Genomic DNA, 17,394 nt, shown 5'->3' on the forward strand with positions numbered 1-17,394 from the left:
ACATTCTTTCAAACCAATATAACACTCAGGAAGTCAACATGTTACCTAGCAATAAAAAACCTTTTTCTAAAAAGAATACGCGCTTAAATAGCCTCTTACTTGCATTAAGCTTACCTCTGTCAGCCTACGTCCAAGCTGCTAATGTCGCAGAAGGGCTGGTGCAAAAATTAGAAAGTGGTTCACCATTAGCTGGAGCCCTAGTAAAGGTAGCAGGTTCAGATCAGCAAGTTTATACAGATACCGCTGGGCGGTTTATATTGCGCAATTTACCAACGGGTCCAGTCACTCTAAAAGTGAGTTACATAGGTTTGCCAACTCAGACCTCACAAATCACCATATCTGAAACGAGTAATACACCTGTGATCATTCAGCTTGAGGATGTAGAGCGAATGACGATCATAGGGCAACGTCAGGCCCAAAATAAAGCACTGAATTTGTATCATGCATCCGATGCCATCACCCACTTTATTGCCTCAGATGATATGGGGCAGTTTGTTGATCAAAATGTGGCTGAATCGCTGCAGCGCCTACCAGGGACTGCTATCAGCCGCGATCAGGGCGAAGGGCGCTTTGTCAGTATTCGTGGAATTTCTGCTGGTTTGAGCTCTGTCACCGTCAATGGTATGCGCATTGGTACGCCTGAAGGCAGTTCGCGGGCTGTGCCATTAGATGTTATTCCAACGGGTTCAATTGAAGGTATTTCTGTTACTAAAGCGCCAACACCTGATATGCCAGGTGACTCTATAGGCGGTGCTGTTGATGTGCAATCAGCTTCTGCGTTCGAAAAAAAAGGGCGTCAAATCCGTTACCGAGCTGAAGCCTCATTTAATGAACTAAGCAATGAAATAAGCCCAAAGCTAAGCCTCAATGCCAGTGAGACTTTCAGTATCAATGGTGATAACAAAGATTTTGGCGTATCGGTTGGCCTAAACTATCTAGATAGAAAACTTGAATCGGATAACGTTGAAGCAGAGTATGGTAATGTCGATTATTTGGATGGTGAGGTATTTAGTTTAATAGAATTACAACAACGCAAGTATTTTGTTAACCGTGAGCGTATTGGAGCCAACCTCAACCTTGAATACCGCCCAGACAGCAGTAACACCTACTTTGCCAATACCGTATTTAGCCGCTTTAGTGATGCAGAAACTCGCCAGCGTAGTATCTTTATATTTGAAGATGGCACCTTAAACAATTTTGATGGCCAAACTGTGACAGAGATTGAGCCTGATGCATTTCGCCGCCGAATTCGTTTACGAACCAAAGAACAAGATACACTGGCCTTCAATTTAGGTGGTAACCACATAAGAGAAACCTATACCCTAGATTATTATGCAGGGGTATCTACAACTCGAGAGCGGGTGCTAGATGAAAATGAAGGTAGATTTGAATACATTGGTAATGCATTAAATGCCAGCTACGCATTTGGACAAGGCGTACCCCAATTCTCAATTTCTCAAGGAGGTGAAGCCGACACAACCCATCTCGATAATGCGTACTATGAATTAGATAGAGCCGTACTAGAGTCTAAGAAAATTGACGACGATGAGTACAATATTGGTGCCAATATTGAATTTCCCTATGCTTTTGGTAACAGCAATCTGACACTTAAATCAGGTTTTGATTTGCGCTGGAAACAAAAAGACACTGATAGCGACGAAATCGAACTCCGTCAAACCCCAGATGCCATGCTAGATCAGTTTACCATTAACACTCCTTCTTTTGGTTTAGGCAACCTTGGACAAGGTATAAGTTCTTCAAGTTATATTAACTTCTTCAAGCAAAATCGCAGCGCCTTTAACGAACGCCCAAAAGATGTAGCTGAAAATATGCAACTTTCACTGGGCGGAGACTTTGTAGCGGATGAAGATGTACAAGCAGCCTACTTAATGGCGACTTATGATGCGCAGCAGTGGCGTTTAATTGCAGGGATGCGGATTGAACGCACCGATTACTCAGCGATAGGCAACATGCTAACATTTGACCAAGAAGGCGAATTATCTGTTACCAAACGCTCTGTAAGTAATGATTACACCAACGTATTACCCGGATTGCACCTAAGTTACGATCTGGCACAAAGCTTAGTCTTACGGGCCGCCTGGACCAACACTATTGCCCGTCCAAGTTTTAAAGATATATCGCCTCGCGCAGAAATCGATTTAGAAGACAACGAAGTTAAACTGGGTAATCCAGATCTAAATCCGTATGAAGCCGTCAACTACGACTTGCTGCTTGATTGGTACTACAGTGATGGTAGCTTGTTCTCAGCCGGCGTTTTTTACAAAGACATTGACAACTTTGTCGTAGAGCTAACCAGTAATGATGTCGCTGAATTTGCAGGTTTTGATGTGGTTCGCCCTGTCAATGCGCTCAGTGCGAGTATAAAAGGTTTCGAACTCGCCTGGCAGCATAGCTTTAATCAACCATTTTTATCAGGCATGTTAATTGGTGCCAACTTAACCTTACTTGACACTGAGCTGGCCGTCACAGAACGCCCGAGCGAACAGTTTAGTTTACCAGAATCAGCAGATCAGGCCGGTAATTTCTACCTAGGCTATGAAGACAAAAAATTCAGCACCCGATTAAGCGTATCGTATCGTGATAAATTTCTGAGCGAAGTTGGCGATAACAAATTATATGACATATATGTAGCAGAGCACACACAGATAGATCTGAGCGCATCGTATAAATTTAGCAAACACGCCGAGCTCGTTGGCGAGTTAATTAATCTAACAGATGAACCGCTAGAGCTGTATCAAGGCGACCCTGCATTTACCTTGCAGTATGAAGAATACGGCATGACCTTTGCTTTGGGTCTAAAAGGGAAATTTTAAAAGCATAACAACCACTGTGTATATAGAAACCACTATACTAAATGTGGTTTCTATATACCCCTGTCCCACGACTTACACATGATAAAATGCATGCCCAAACGCTATCAGCAGCGCCCTAAACATAGCAATCAACTCAATAAGCAACACACTATAAATCTAGAGCTTTAATCTGTCATTACGCACATCAATTTAAAATAAAAAAAGATCATTAATTGAGCAGTTGTTCTAAGTTTATTAAAGATTGTAAAGGCGTATATAGGCAGTTTAAAAGCTGCCCAAGCCAGCCGTTATTTAGTGGCAAATACAGCGCTTTATGTTAAAGAAACGATTGAGAATTTAGACGCTCAATGCCAATTATTTATTACTCGAGTACCGCAAATACTCAAAGAAGCGAAGGCACTGATTAAACACGCTCCAACCTTGATGTTTACACCTATTTCCCAAGGCTATGAAGGCGTCAGTTATGACAGCAATTATGGTGGTGTCAAACAAAAATGGCTACTTATTCGCAGTGAGCAAGCTAGCAAGCGTGAGCAACAAAATTTGAACAAGCGAATGTTAAAAGCTGGCGAGCAAGCGCGAAAAACTTCAAATAGTTAGGCCAACAACGCTTTGCTTGCGCACAAGATGCCCAAACCGCCCTTATAAAATGGTAAGACAAGCAAGCTGTATGCGAGTGCCGGTCGACCTAAATTAGGTGATTTACCTACACGAATTGATTATCAAATCACGGGAAAGTTATACACATCTTTAGCCTCGCGGCAAATCGCTTTAGAACAACTTGGACTGTTTATTATTGCCACAATGATGTCTTTGAGGAACTTGATATGACAAGTTTACTTAGCAGTTACAAAGCCTACAGAATGTTGAAAAAGGCTTTCCTGTCTAAGTTAGTGCAAAAAATGTTTAAAGTTTCATTTTTTATAACATTAGCCAACATTGCTATTGATATAGTATAACGTTTCAAGCACAATTGATATAGTATAACATTCACTAAGGTAATCAAATGAAACGAAAATCTCAATTAGCTATTTTGATAGCGGCTTTATTACCCGCAAGTGTACTTGCAAAATCTATTGAAGGTGTTGTGTTAAATAAGCAAGGCAAGGCAATTTCAAACGCAACGGTAGAAATTGAAGATTCAAATATAAAAGTAACAACAGATGCAAACGGCAAGTTTGTAATAACAGATTTAAAAAGTGGCTTAAAAGAACTCCATGTTGTTGCACCAGGTTATGCGCATGTTCATCGCGATATCATGCTTAACAATGAGGGTAGTCAATCCCTTTCGTTTAATTTACAACGATCTCCTATTGAAGTGATTGATATTGAAGCAACACCTATTCATATGTCAGCAATGGAGTCTGCTGCGCCGGTCAGCGTATTATCTGGCGAAAAATTAAGACGCCAGCAAGCAGCCACTCTCGGCGATAGCCTTGAAAAGCTACCCGGTGTAAACACTAACTTTCATGCCAAAGTAGCTAGCACTCCAATTATTCGCGGTTTAAGTGGCCCACGAGTAATGATCACACAAAACGGTCTAGATGTGAGTGATGTGTCACGCGTAGGCCCCGATCATGCTGTTGCATCTGAGGCGTCGACAGCCCAGCAAATTGAAGTATTGCGTGGCCCAGCCACTCTTTTTTATGGCAGTGGGGCTATTGGTGGTGTAGTAAATATTGTCGATAATCGTGTACCTACAGATAACACAACTCGTGGTGAATGGAACCTAGAGCACAACTCAGTTGATAACCAAAAAGTAGCCTCTTTTAATGCCACCACAGGTACTGACTCATTTGCATTTTACGCCGATGCATTTTGGCGTGAGTCGGATGACTATGACATACCTGTAGCGGCTGAGCTAAAACATAATGAACATGAGCATACAACGCACAGCTCCGATTATGTTGTTGCAAATAGCAATGAAGAGTCTGACGGCTTTACCTTAGGTACTAGCTATTTATTTGATCAGGGTTTTATTGGTATAGCCGTAGAGCAATTTAATCGTCAGTACGGTATTCCGGGCCATAGCCATGGTGGTGAAGAAGCGCTCAGCGAAGAGGATGCTGTATTTGCTGATCTTGAACAAACGAAAGTGCAGTTACTCGGTGAATATAATCTCCATAGTAAATGGCTTAATAAAGTAAACCTTCGCGCGGGCTTTACTGACTACGAACATGCTGAAATTGAACATGGCGTAGTCGGCACTGTATTTGAAAACAACACCAATGAGTTACGAATCGATCTGATGCACAATCCCTTTAACGAGTGGAATGGCGGCATTAGCTTTCATTACAAACATGCAGATGTTGAAGCACAAGGTTCAGAAGCATTCACTCCTCCTTCAGTTACACAAAGTCTCGCTTTTGCACTTATGGAAGAGAAACACTTTGGTGACTTTTTGGTCCAATTAGGCGGGCGTGTTGAACGTGTAACTATTAGTGCTGATAATGTATTACTCCCTAACATTGACGCTCATTCACATGAAGCAGAAGCAGGTAGTCATGATCACAGTGAGCATGATCACGGCGATGATACTCACACGGCATACACCCGAGCGTTTGACTTAGAGCATGAATTTACCCCTGTTAGCATATCTGCGGGTGCGGTTTGGGACTTTGCCCCTAGCTATAACTTAGGCTTATCGATATCGCGCTCAGAGCGTGCACCTGCTGCCTCAGAGTTATTATCTTTCGGCCCACACATTGGTACTGGCAGCTATGAAGTGGGGGCATTATTTGATATTCATAACCACCATTTTACGCTCTCTGAGCGCGCTATTGATTTAGAAACTGCCAATAACATTGATTTGACCTTACGTAAAACCAAAGGCGATATTGGTTTTATTTTCAATGCGTTTTATAACCAAGTAGATAATTACTACTATCAAATTAATACTGGTTTATACGCAGAAAGTGGCCACGATCATGGCCACGATCACGATGATTCACATGATCATGGTCACGACCATTCATCAGAATTACCTGTTTATCTATACAAAACAGATGATGTAATTTTGCATGGCTTTGAAGCACAAATTGCCTGGCAGCTAAGCGATGAGTTTAAACTTGATCTGTTTTCTGATTACGTGCGTGCTCGCCTAGATAAAGGCGGTGATTTACCTCGCACACCTCCTCTTCGTTTCGGTACAGAGTTTAGTTATCAAACAAATAATCTCAGTGCTCACATTCATGTAACCCGCTACCAAGAACAAGATCGCACTGCAGCAACAGAAACAGCAACCGATGGCTATACCCTTGTTGATGCCAGTATCTCTTATGATTTACCTGTGCTTAACCATGATCTCTCTTTGTATCTTCGCGGAACAAACCTAACCGACACGGAAGCTCGTGTACACAGCTCATTTTTAAAAGATATAGCTCCTCGACCAGGGCGTAGTTTTGCACTCGGTATTCGCGGCTATTTCTAATAAATTATAATTAAAAGGAAACTAACATGACCAAGCTATTCAAATTAAAACTCATCGCCCTTGCAATTAGCAGCACATTAATAACCGCCTGTGGCGATGCACAAACGAATATTGTTGAGAAAGACCCTATTGAAACCCCAGATGATGGCCACGGTGACGGTCACGATCATGGGGATGAATATACTATTAATTCTTTAGGTCGCCTTGCAGTGCTTGCTGGCAACAGCAACGAAGCCAGCATTTTTGATTTAGACGATAATGTATTACTCGATTCATTTAGCTTAGTAAATAGTTCAAACACGCTATCGGCATCGCCTGATTTTCGTTATGCGGTTATTAACAGTCGAGCTCAAGATTACTTAGGCTTTATAGATGGTGGCTTGTGGCGCGAAGATCACGGCGCTCATCTACATGACTACGAACAAGCCCCTGTTTGGAGCAGCTATGAACTAACCACAGCGAGTCGGCCAACACACCTTGTGAATTATGATGGTAAGTTAGCTGTATTTTTTGATGGTGACGCACAGTCAGGCACCACTGCATCGGTTAGTGTATTAACCGATAACGATATCAGTAATGCCACACCGACATTGCCAAGCATTAGCTACAACATCAATATGCACGGTGTGGCACAGCCACGTGGCGAGCATTTACTCTCAACAATCCGTCGTGATGATGCACAAAGCTCATCAAACGCAAAAGTGCTACCAGATCAAGTAGGCGTTTATCATCTGCATGATGGGGAATACGAATTAGAGCAAACATTATCGGTGACTTGCCCAGATTTACATGGTGCTGCGCAAAATCACGACTATATTGCCTTTGGGTGTCGTGATGGCGTGTTACTTGCCCACCAACATGACAATGAGTACGACGCTGGAAAAATAATTAATATCGACGCTATTGGCGATGCACGCATTGGAACTTTGTACGGCCACGAACACAGTGACACCTTTATCGGTATCGCTTCTGGCGTTTTTGTAAGTATCAATCCAATTGACGCTGAAATGGAGGCACTAGAGTGGCAGCTTGACGAAGGAGTAAGTGCGGTTTCATATTCTTTCTCAGCAAACGGCGAGCAGTTTTTAGTGCTTGATAACTCAGGCTTTTTAAACGTACTTGAGGTACATGCACACGACGGTCATACGCATTGGGAACTAGCGGGTAAAGTTGATATTACCGCAGAAGACGTCTCAACCATGCCTGACGGTATGAAGTTCTCGATGACAGTGGCACAAAATGGTCACTTTGCTTATGTGGCCGATCCAATCGCACAGCATGTAGTAAAAGTGCATTTGGACGATCTAGAAATTGAAGGTGAACTAAAACTTACATTCCCACCAGCCGCGATCACTTGGTTAGGTATTGCACAAGAGGAAGAGCACGACCACGTACATTAATTTTACACTTTAAAAAGAGTACTCCCTTGAAGGTTGGCATTTTAATGCCAACCTTTTTTATTCACATTTTGTAACAGACCTTTTATCGTAAGTGCATCGCTATTTTTCACCTTATTGTTATGATGGGATAGCTATTAATATAGGATGTAATTCCATGAAAAAACTAACAACATTGGCTCTTGCCTTGGCTACAGCAATCGCGCCGAGTGTATCGGCCTATGAGACTAAAGACACTCGTTTACTTCGCTTTCCAGATATTCATAACCAAACCGTTACTTTTGTCTACAGTGGCGATATTTATATTGCGAATACGCAAACAGGCGAAAGCAAACGCTTAACCGACCATATTGGCTTTGAAACATTTCCTAAGTTTTCCCCTGACGGTAAGCGCATTGCATTTTCAGCCGAGTATAACGGTAGCCGACAAATTTATGTGATCAACAGTGACGGTTCAAACCTAAAGCAACTTACTTATTATAATGACGTTGGCCCAATGCCACCGCGTGGAGGTTTTGATTACCGCGTTTTAGATTGGACCGCCGATGGTAAAAATGTGGTATTTAGAGCTAACCGCACACCATGGGGAAAACGTATGGGCCGCCCTTACATGGTTCCTGCAGATGGCGGACTTGAACAGCCATTAGCGATTCCAGAAACTGGTGGCGGCATGCTATCTCCAGATGGCAGCAAATATGTTTACACGCCAATTGATCGAGAATTTCGTACGTGGAAACGTACTCGTGGTGGTCGTGCGCAAGATGTATGGATTTATGATTTAGAAAAAAATACATCAGAACAACTAACTACAAACCGTGCAACCGACCAGCAACCAACTTGGGTTGGTGACAATATTTACTTTGTGTCTGACCGTGATTACACGCTAAACCTTTACCAGTACCGCAAAGGCAGCGAACCAAAAAAACTTACCAACTATAAAAACTTTGACGTACTTTGGCCTTCAGCTGGCCCAAATGCGATTGTTTATGAAAACGGCGGTTATTTATATCGCTTTGACGCAAAAACACAAAAAAGCGCTAAGCTAAGCATTAACATTGCTGGCGTGCGCCAATACGCAATGCCGTATAGCAAAAATGTTAGCGATTTTATTGATTCTATGTCGCTCTCTCACGATGGTAAACGTGCTGTATTTACTGCCCGTGGTGAGCTGTTTAGTGTACCAATTAAACAAGGGCCTACACGCAACTTATCTTACACAGAAAAAAGCCGCGAAATAGATGCAAGCTGGTCACCAAATGGGCGCTACATAGCCTACATGAGCGATGAAAGCGGCGAGTACGAAATTTACTTAAAAGATCGCAGTAAAAATAATGCTATTAAGCAACTCACTAGCAATGGCACTATTTGGCGCTTTACGCCCATTTGGTCACCAGATAGCTCTAAATTGTTGTTTTCAGATAAAAACAACACACTTTGGTGGTTAGATGCAAAATCGGGCAAGCAACACAAAATTGATACTGGTATTTACGACGAAGACGGCATTACTCAATATACTTGGTCGCCTAACAGCCAAGACATTGTATTTGTTAAAAATAACGAAAACCGTTATGCCTCGCTATGGCACTACAACCTTAAAAAGAAAAAGGTAACGCGCTTAACAGACGAAATGAGTAATGAGCAAAACCCTACTTTTTCGCCTGATGGTCAATATCTTTACTTTAGCTCAGAGCGCGACTTTAACCTGGCATTTAGTAGCTACGAGTTTGATTACATGTTTAATCGTGCAACTCGTATTTATGCAGCTGCAGTAAACGATAGTGTTAAACCGCTTATTGCCTTACAAAGTGACGAAGCCACGATTGTCCAAGATAAAGAAGATGAAAAAGAAGACGACAAAAAAGTTAAAAATGTACTGCAAAGCAATGACTTTATGCAACGTGTTACCGCACTTAATGCCCCAGCAGGCGATTACCGTAGCTTAACCGCAGTAAAAGACGGCGTACTAACTCTTGCTAATGGCGGTTTACAGCTAATAGGCACCGATCACAACAGTGAGCTAGAAACAGTCGCCAAAGGCGTTAGTAATTACACCATTTCAAGCAATAGCGAACACCTACTTGTACATACAGATGGCGGTTACAGCTTAATTGAACCTAAGCCAAAACAAGATTTAGACGCAAATAAGCTCGATTTAAGCAAAATGACGCTTAAAATTAATCCGCAAGCAGAGTGGCAACAAATGTATGTAGAAGGTTGGCGCACACTGCGCGATTGGTTCTACGACGAAAACCACCACGGTCAAGATTGGGATGCTATTTTAGCTAAATACCAACCTATGGCTGATGCCATTAGCCATCGTAGCGACCTTGATTATGTTCTTAGCGAAATTGCCGGTGAAATTAACTCTGGCCATATTTATGTGCAGTCGGGTGATATGCCTAAAGCAGAGCGTAAAAACCATGGTTTATTAGGCGCTAAGCTTGCAAGCGACCCATCTGGTTATGTAAAAATAGAACAAATCTTTAAAGGTGAAAACTGGCATGACGATTTCCGTTCACCGCTTGGCACCACAGGTGTAAAAGCACATAACGGCGATTACATTATTGCGGTAAATGGCCGCTCAGTTAAAGACGTTGCTAACTTTTACGAACTCCTTGAAAACACCCAAGGCGAGCAAGTAGAGCTAGTGCTAAACAACAAGCCGCGTAGCAAAGGCGCATGGCAAATAACTGTAAAACCGATAGCAAGTGAGCAAGGCCTACGTTATTTAGACTGGGTTAATTCGCGTGCAGCCTACGTTGATAAGCTATCAAGTGGGCGTATTGGCTATGTGCACCTGCCAAATACAGCCTATGAGGGTAACCGCGCCATGTTTAAAAACTACATGCCGCAAACAACCAAAGACGCCATGATTATTGATGACCGTTACAATGGCGGCGGTTTTATTCCTGAGCATATGATCACCTGGCTTGCGCGTAAACCGCTTAACTATTGGAAACGCCGTGGAGTAGAACCAACTAAAACACCGCAGTTTGCACACAATGGTCCTAAAGCCATGCTAATAAATGGCTATTCAAGTTCTGGTGGTGACGCAATTCCTTACTACTTCCGCCAAGCTGGTCTAGGTAAGCTAATTGGTACCCGTACATGGGGTGGTTTAATTGGTATTTCTGGTAACCCAAGCCTTGTAGACGGCGGGCAAGTAATTGCTGCTACATTCCGTATTTTAGATACAAAAGGTAACTGGATCATAGAAAACGAAGGTGTTGCACCAGATATTAAAGTAATCGATCGTCCTGAGCTTATTTATAAAGGCCAAGACCCATCAATAGAGCGTGCTGTACAAGAGTTATTAAAGGAGCTTAAAGAAAATCCTAAACAACCCTTAGTGATACCACCAGCACCTTCTAAGTTTTAATTTGCTGCATAGCTAAACAAGCTAACACCAATAAAAAACCCTGCAAATTTGCAGGGTTTTTAATAATTCGAGTTTAATGACTTATATGTATTAAGGCTTATCTTTTTCTCCAGCCGCTCCATACGTCATCTTCTTGGTTGGATTTTTTCTTCTTTTTCTTACCTGTGCCTTCAGGCTTGGCCATTGGCTTTTCGTTTTTTAGCGCCTCAGCCGCATCAAGGTTGGCTTGGTTTACAGCAAAGCCGGCTACCTCTTCGCGCTCTAAGCGAAGTTTGTTTTTCTTTTCAATAACTCTAAAGTGATGGAAGTCTTCATAATCAATTAACGATAACGCTAGGCCTACTTCACCAGCACGGCCGCTTCGGCCAATACGGTGCATGTAATCAGCAGGGCTACGCGGTAAGTTAAAGTTAATCACTACTGGCAGTTTGGCAATGTCTAAACCACGGGCGGCAATATCCGTGGCTATTAGTACTTCTATTTCGCCATTTTTAAACTTTTCTATTACGCGAGTACGCTCACTTTGGCCTTTATCACCATGGAATACTTGTGCATTCACGCCGCGCTTTTCAAGCTTGCTGGCTAAGTGCTCACAGTCTTTTTTAGCGTTGACAAAAATCAGCGCTTGGCGCCATTTGTGCTGCTTAATTAAATGCGCTAAAACCGTGGTTTTCTCGCCTTTATTAACTGTAAATACGCGCTGTACTAAGGTGCTTTCGTCTTTACTTTGAACTTGTATTTCAACCGGATTATTTAACAGCTCTTGCGTTAAAAGCGTTACTTGCTCTGGGAAAGTCGCTGAAAACAACATGGTTTGTTTTTTAGCAGGCATAAGCGCTAATAGCTCAGCAAGCTCTTCAGTAAAGCCAAGGCTTAACATGCGGTCAGCTTCATCAAGCACAAGCGTAGTTACTTTATCGAGCTTAATCGCATTACTTGAGATTAAATCAAGCAAACGCCCTGGGGTTGCTACGATAATATCAGCACCACCGCGTAGCGCTTGCATTTGGGTATTAACCGACACACCACCAAACACGGCAACCGTTTTAATCGCACCATTAAAATGCGCCGAATACGATTTAACATTATCAGCTACTTGCGTTGCCAGCTCACGGGTTGGCACTAAAATAAGCGCCGATACATAGTTCCCTTTGGTATCTCGCTTGAGTGCTCCTTGTGATATTTTTTGCAATATCGGCAACGCAAACGTCGCTGTTTTACCAGAGCCGGTATTTGCCCCCGCAATTAAGTCACTTCCCGCCAAGATACTTGGAATTGCTTTTGCCTGAATCGGCGTAGGTTGCGAGTATTCAAGATCAGACAAACGAGCAATTAGCTCTGGAATAAGGCCAAGTTCGTTGAAATTACTAGGATTTGCGGCTGAGGTCATAAAAGGTGCGGGCTCATTGCTAAAAATAGCCTGTAATTTTAGCGTATTTAGCAACTATTAAGTAGAGGTTAGTGATTTAAATAATATTTAGCTACAGGTAATAAAAAGATGCTTGCGCGTCATTTTTATTTAACAGTAACTAAAAACCCTAGTTACGCTTATCTAGCTCTACCTGTAACCTAGCTTTTGTTTCTTTTAAGTAATTTATATAAGGGTATGAGTCATCTGCAATGGCTAAAGCAGATTCCATATGAGCCAGCGCTTGACTAATATTACCTTGCATCTCATAGCCATAAGATAAAGCAGAGATCGCACTAACTGATTTTGGGTGATTTTTTATATTGTATTTAAACACCTCAATAGCCCGTTCAAATTGCTGGTTATCCGTTAGGTTATAACCAAGTAGCCTAACAGCGCGATCCGGTGGCGATACCTGTTCGCCCCATTGTTGAGATAGATTTTGGTAATAAGCATCAATAGAGACAACATCGTCAGTTAAAGCACTGATTGGCATTTGCTTAGGTAAAAATAAGTTGTAATAGGCATTAAATACGCCAGCAGCAGAGGTTAAGCCATGCGAGATACCATCAAACGCATCACTAAAAAAGCGTAACCCTTGCACTTTATGCGATTGCAGTGATTGTTGTAATTCATCGTACCTTTCACGCATTATACCGGCTTCTTCGCCAATATTAATGTAAACGTAATTGTTAAGTTCTTTCGTTTTAGTTATAAACGATTTTGTGCTTTTTACCATTGCACCATAATTCCACCAAACTGCGGGGCTATAAGCAATATGTGCTTGGAATAATTCAGGTTTGGCCTGCAAAGCATATAGCGCAAATACACCGCCCGCAGAGGCGCCAGATATAACCTTATAGTCATGCGTGCGATAGTTCTTATTTACTAAAGGAATGAGCTCTTGCTCAAAGAACGCTAAAAACGTTGCAGCACCGCCCCCTTCACCAACTGGGCCCTGTGGCTCTTTATTCACTGTAGGGTAAAAATCTCTAAGTCGATTAGTGTTTTCAATAGCGACAATAATAACCTCAGGCGCACGATTATCATTTTGTAAACGCTCAATAACAGCACTAGCAAGCGGTATATTACCCGCGCCATCTAAGCCATATATGACAGGATATACCTTATTTGGCTCAGCTTGGTAGCTCTTTGGTAACTGTACAACAACAGTGCGTTCTTCGTTTAAAACAGCCGATTTAATAGTGTGCATGAATTGAGAGTCATCAGCACTTTGCTGTTTAATGCCAGCTTGTGCAAAGACACTTTGTGAACTAAAAATACTAAAGCTAACAAAACAAATAACGGTTAATAAACGCATGACTAATCCCTTAGAGAATAATAAGTTACTTAAGCTAACAGACTTTCAGGCACAAAAAAAGCGCCTTAAGCGCTTTTTTAACATTAATCAAAACCTATAACCTGTTGATTTTACTCAACTGTAACCGATTTTGCTAAGTTACGTGGTTGGTCAACGTCAGTGCCTTTAATGACCGCTACGTAGTACGACAGCAACTGTAGTGGAATTGTATATACAACAGGGGCAATTACGTCATCAACATGGTTTACGTTGATTACACGCATAGTGTCGTCTGACTCAAAGTGTGAGTCTTTATCAGCGAATACGTAAATAATACCGCCGCGAGCACGTACTTCTTCTACGTTTGATTTAAGCTTTTCAAGCAGCTCGTTGTTTGGTGCTACAACAATAATTGGCATGTCGGCATCTATAAGCGCTAATGGGCCGTGTTTAAGCTCACCGGCTGCGTAGGCTTCAGCGTGAATGTATGAAATTTCTTTAAGCTTAAGCGCGCCTTCCATCGCGATTGGGTATTGTGAACCGCGACCTAAAAACAATGAGTGGTGCTTGTCGGCAAACTCTTCTGCAAGGTCTGCAATGCCATCAGCCAATAGTAGCGTCTCTTCTAATTTAGCTGGAAGTAATTTAATAGCGTTAACAATCGTGCTTTGATCTAATCCTTTTTCTTGCGCGATAGACGCAGTAAGCATTAACAAACCAACAAGCTGCGTAGTAAATGCTTTAGTAGAGGCAACACCAATTTCAGCACCGGCTTTGGTCATAAAGGCAAGGTCTGATTCGCGTACAAGCGATGAGCCTGGTACGTTACAAATAGTCATTGACCCCATGTAGCCTTGCTGTTTAGCTAAACGCAGTGCAGCTAAAGTATCAGCTGTTTCGCCCGATTGTGAAATCGTTACTAGTAGGCTGTTTTCGTGTACAAATGACTGACGGTAACGGAACTCAGAGGCAATTTCTACGTTACAGCTAACACCTGCAAATTGCTCAAGCCAGTAACGAGCAACCATTCCTGAGTGGTATGACGTACCACAGGCAATAATTTGTACGTGTTTTACGTCTTTAAATATTTGCTGTGCGCTTTCACCAAAGGCATCAATAGCAACACGGTCGTCGTTTAAACGACCTTCAAGGGTGTTACGTACCGCAAGTGGCTGTTCGTAAATTTCTTTAAGCATGTAGTGACGGTATTCGCCCTTACCTGAGGCATCTTGAGTGATGTTTGATTCAACAACTTCACGTTCAACCGCGTTGCCATCTACATCAAAAATCTCTACCGTGTCGCGAGTAATACGCGCTACATCGCCTTCTTCAAGGTAGATAAAGCTGCGCGTTACTGGTAATAATGCTAATTGATCAGAGGCAATAAAGTTTTCGCCAAGGCCTAAGCCAATAACTAACGGGCTGCCTGAGCGGGCAACAATAATTTCGTTGTCGTTAGCTTTATCAAATACGACTGTACCAAATGCACCTTCAAACTGTTTAACAGCTGCTTGAACTGACGCTAATAAAGTGGTGTGCTGCTGGCGTAGCTGATGAATTAAATGCACCATGACTTCAGTATCTGTGTCTGATAAAAACTCGTAACCATCACCTTTAAGGGCGGTGCGTAAGCTTGCGTGGTTTTCAATAATACCATTGTGTACTAAGGCAATTTCGCTGTTTGAAATATGCGGGTGGGCATTTGCTTTAGTCACGCCACCGTGAGTTGCCCAGCGCGTGTGTGCAATACCGGTGTGGCCGCTAACGCCTGCTTCATTCAGCGCGCTTTCGAGGTTGGCTACCTTACCTACCGCTTTAACGGTATTAAGTGTATTGCCTTCAAGTAAAGCTACGCCCGCTGAATCGTAACCGCGGTACTCAAGACGCTTAAGGCCTTCAACTAAGATTTTATTTACTGGACGTTCTGCAACAGCCCCAACGATTCCACACATAGTGTCTCCATTAATTTTTTAATTCTAGCAACTCACGGTGTAGTTACTAATCCATAATTTCTGCGCAAATTAGTTTTACACCACACGCTTCTATGGCTGCACGCTTATCACTTGCTAAGCCACTGTCGGTTATTAATGTGGTTACTATTTGCCACGGTAATTCTAAATTTGGTATTTTTCGGCCAATCTTTTCTGACTCAACCAGCACAATAACTTCACGCGCCGCTTTAGCCATCACTTGGCTTAATCCAACAAGTTCATTAAACGTGGTTGTTCCACGCTCTACATCAATGCCATCGGCACCAATGAACAGCTGATCAAAATCATATGAGCATAGAACATTTTCAGCTACTTGCCCTTGAAACGATTCTGAATGCGGATCCCACGTGCCACCGGTCATCAAAAGGGTTGGCTCGTTTTCAAGTGCTAATAAACGTGTTGCCACTTTAATTGCGTTAGTCATAACAACTAACCCCTGCTTGGTAGCCAACTCAGGGATCATCGCTGCAGTAGTGCGGCCGCTGTCGATTATTATGCGGTTATGATCTTTGATGAGTGCTGCTGCGGCTTTTGCAATCGCCACTTTACGTTTTGAATCAATGTCATCACTGACTATTTCTTGTGGCAATGCTATTGCCCCACCATAACGGCGCAATAATAGTCCGCTTTTTTCAAGGGCTGTTAGGTCTTTACGGATGGTTACTTCAGAGGTTTGAAACTGCTCAGCAAGAGTCTCAACGGCCACTTCACCAAGCTCATTTACTTGGCTAAGGATCAGATGACGGCGTTGCTGGGTGTTTCGTTTGGTCATTAAGTAACTGCTATTAAGTTTCGTTTCGAAAGTTAGGGGATTTTAAACGAAACATAATAAATGGCAAGTGAATGCATAAAAATAAAGCAGTTTTATTCAAATTATCATCATGCTTAAAGTAGGTTAAGCTAGGCACCATTATTTAAGTTAAACAAAATTGATATGCAGTCATTTAATAGTATTAGTAAAGAGAATCTAGCGCAGCGAAAAGCTGTGCACGAAATTTGCCGCTTATTTAATAAAAGCCCCAGTAAAGGTAATTTAAAGCGAATAAAAGAATTATGCTCACACTGTGGTGATGGAGTAATTATTGAAGCGGGCTTTCATTGTGACTATGGCAGTCAAATACAAATTGGTGATCGTACTTTTATAAACATTAATTGCACTGTATTAGATGCACCAATTAATGAAGGTGTGATTACGATTGGTAGTGACTGCTTAATTGGCCCTAATGTTCAACTATTGGCCGTTTCGCATGCTGTGAACCCCACAGAGCGACTCAATAAAGAGAACTTTGCAGCACCGATAATCATTGGCAATAACGTGTGGATTGGCGCGGGAGTTATTGTGTTAGCTGGTGTTACCATTGGTGATAACACTGTTGTTGGTGCGGGTTCAGTGGTAACTAAGAGCATTGCATCAAATACCGTGGTTGCCGGCAATCCAGCACGTGAAATAAGAAAGTGCTAAGGATCATCGTTAAGCCTTAGGCTCACATTTACCCTTATACCTCGAACCCGTATTTTCACTTTATTCCAGACGTAAAAAAGCCCGACTATTGCTAGTCGGGCTTGCTTGTATTTGCAGTCTTGTAATGACTTGGTGCCCACAGCACTAGAGAGTACATAATCAATGCATAAAATAGGCTTTCTTTCTCTTTAAC

Annotated in this window: 10 protein-coding genes; 6 read left to right on the plus strand and 4 right to left on the minus strand. The window is 42.3% G+C overall.

The window, feature by feature from the left end; all coding sequences use genetic code 11:
- Positions 1-38: 38 nt before the first annotated feature.
- The 5 genes from KG708_RS16340 to KG708_RS16360 all read left to right on the plus strand — a co-directional run bounded on the left by KG708_RS16340 (position 39) and on the right by KG708_RS16360 (position 11,040).
- Entirely contained in the window at positions 39-2,834 is a 2,796-nt protein-coding gene (locus tag KG708_RS16340; protein ID WP_213611554.1) for a TonB-dependent receptor, read from the plus strand.
- A 294-nt stretch (positions 2,835-3,128) separates the two neighbouring features.
- Positions 3,129-3,434, plus strand: a complete 306-nt coding sequence (locus KG708_RS17740) for a hypothetical protein (RefSeq protein WP_301003469.1) — start codon at positions 3,129-3,131, stop codon at positions 3,432-3,434.
- Between the two features lie 406 nt (positions 3,435-3,840).
- Positions 3,841-6,264 carry a TonB-dependent receptor gene (locus KG708_RS16350; RefSeq protein WP_213611555.1) on the plus strand — a complete coding sequence of 808 codons (2,424 nt, stop codon included), beginning with the start codon at positions 3,841-3,843 and terminating at the stop codon, positions 6,262-6,264.
- A 26-nt stretch (positions 6,265-6,290) separates the two neighbouring features.
- Entirely contained in the window at positions 6,291-7,664 is a 1,374-nt protein-coding gene (locus tag KG708_RS16355) for a 5-methyltetrahydrofolate--homocysteine methyltransferase (protein WP_213611557.1), read from the plus strand.
- 154 nt (positions 7,665-7,818) lie between these two features.
- The gene (locus KG708_RS16360) at positions 7,819-11,040 is read left to right on the plus strand and encodes a S41 family peptidase (protein WP_213611559.1); all 3,222 of its coding nucleotides are present in this window, start codon (positions 7,819-7,821) and stop codon (positions 11,038-11,040) included.
- A 97-nt stretch (positions 11,041-11,137) separates the two neighbouring features.
- On the opposite strand, the gene KG708_RS16365 is transcribed toward KG708_RS16360, so the two are convergent.
- From KG708_RS16365 to KG708_RS16380, 4 genes are all read right to left on the minus strand, one after another.
- Positions 11,138-12,430, minus strand: coding sequence for a DEAD/DEAH box helicase (locus KG708_RS16365; RefSeq protein WP_213611561.1), 1,293 nt, complete (start codon positions 12,428-12,430; stop codon positions 11,138-11,140).
- A 148-nt stretch (positions 12,431-12,578) separates the two neighbouring features.
- Entirely contained in the window at positions 12,579-13,769 is a 1,191-nt protein-coding gene (locus KG708_RS16370) for an alpha/beta hydrolase-fold protein (protein WP_213611563.1), read from the minus strand.
- A gap of 110 nt (positions 13,770-13,879) precedes the next feature.
- Positions 13,880-15,700, minus strand: a complete 1,821-nt coding sequence (glmS, locus tag KG708_RS16375; RefSeq protein ID WP_213611565.1) for a glutamine--fructose-6-phosphate transaminase (isomerizing) — start codon at positions 15,698-15,700, stop codon at positions 13,880-13,882.
- A gap of 46 nt (positions 15,701-15,746) precedes the next feature.
- Positions 15,747-16,511 (minus strand): DeoR family transcriptional regulator, encoded by a 765-nt coding sequence (locus KG708_RS16380; protein ID WP_213611566.1) that lies wholly within the window; start codon positions 16,509-16,511, stop codon positions 15,747-15,749.
- Between the two features lie 162 nt (positions 16,512-16,673).
- Here KG708_RS16380 and KG708_RS16385 point away from each other — a divergent pair, with 162 nt between their 5' ends.
- Positions 16,674-17,201, plus strand: a complete 528-nt coding sequence (locus tag KG708_RS16385; RefSeq protein WP_213611567.1) for a sugar O-acetyltransferase — start codon at positions 16,674-16,676, stop codon at positions 17,199-17,201.
- The last annotated feature ends 193 nt before the right edge of the window (positions 17,202-17,394 follow it).

It is taken from the genome of Pseudoalteromonas sp. (assembly GCF_018402495.1).
Lineage (GTDB): Bacteria > Pseudomonadota > Gammaproteobacteria > Enterobacterales > Alteromonadaceae > Pseudoalteromonas.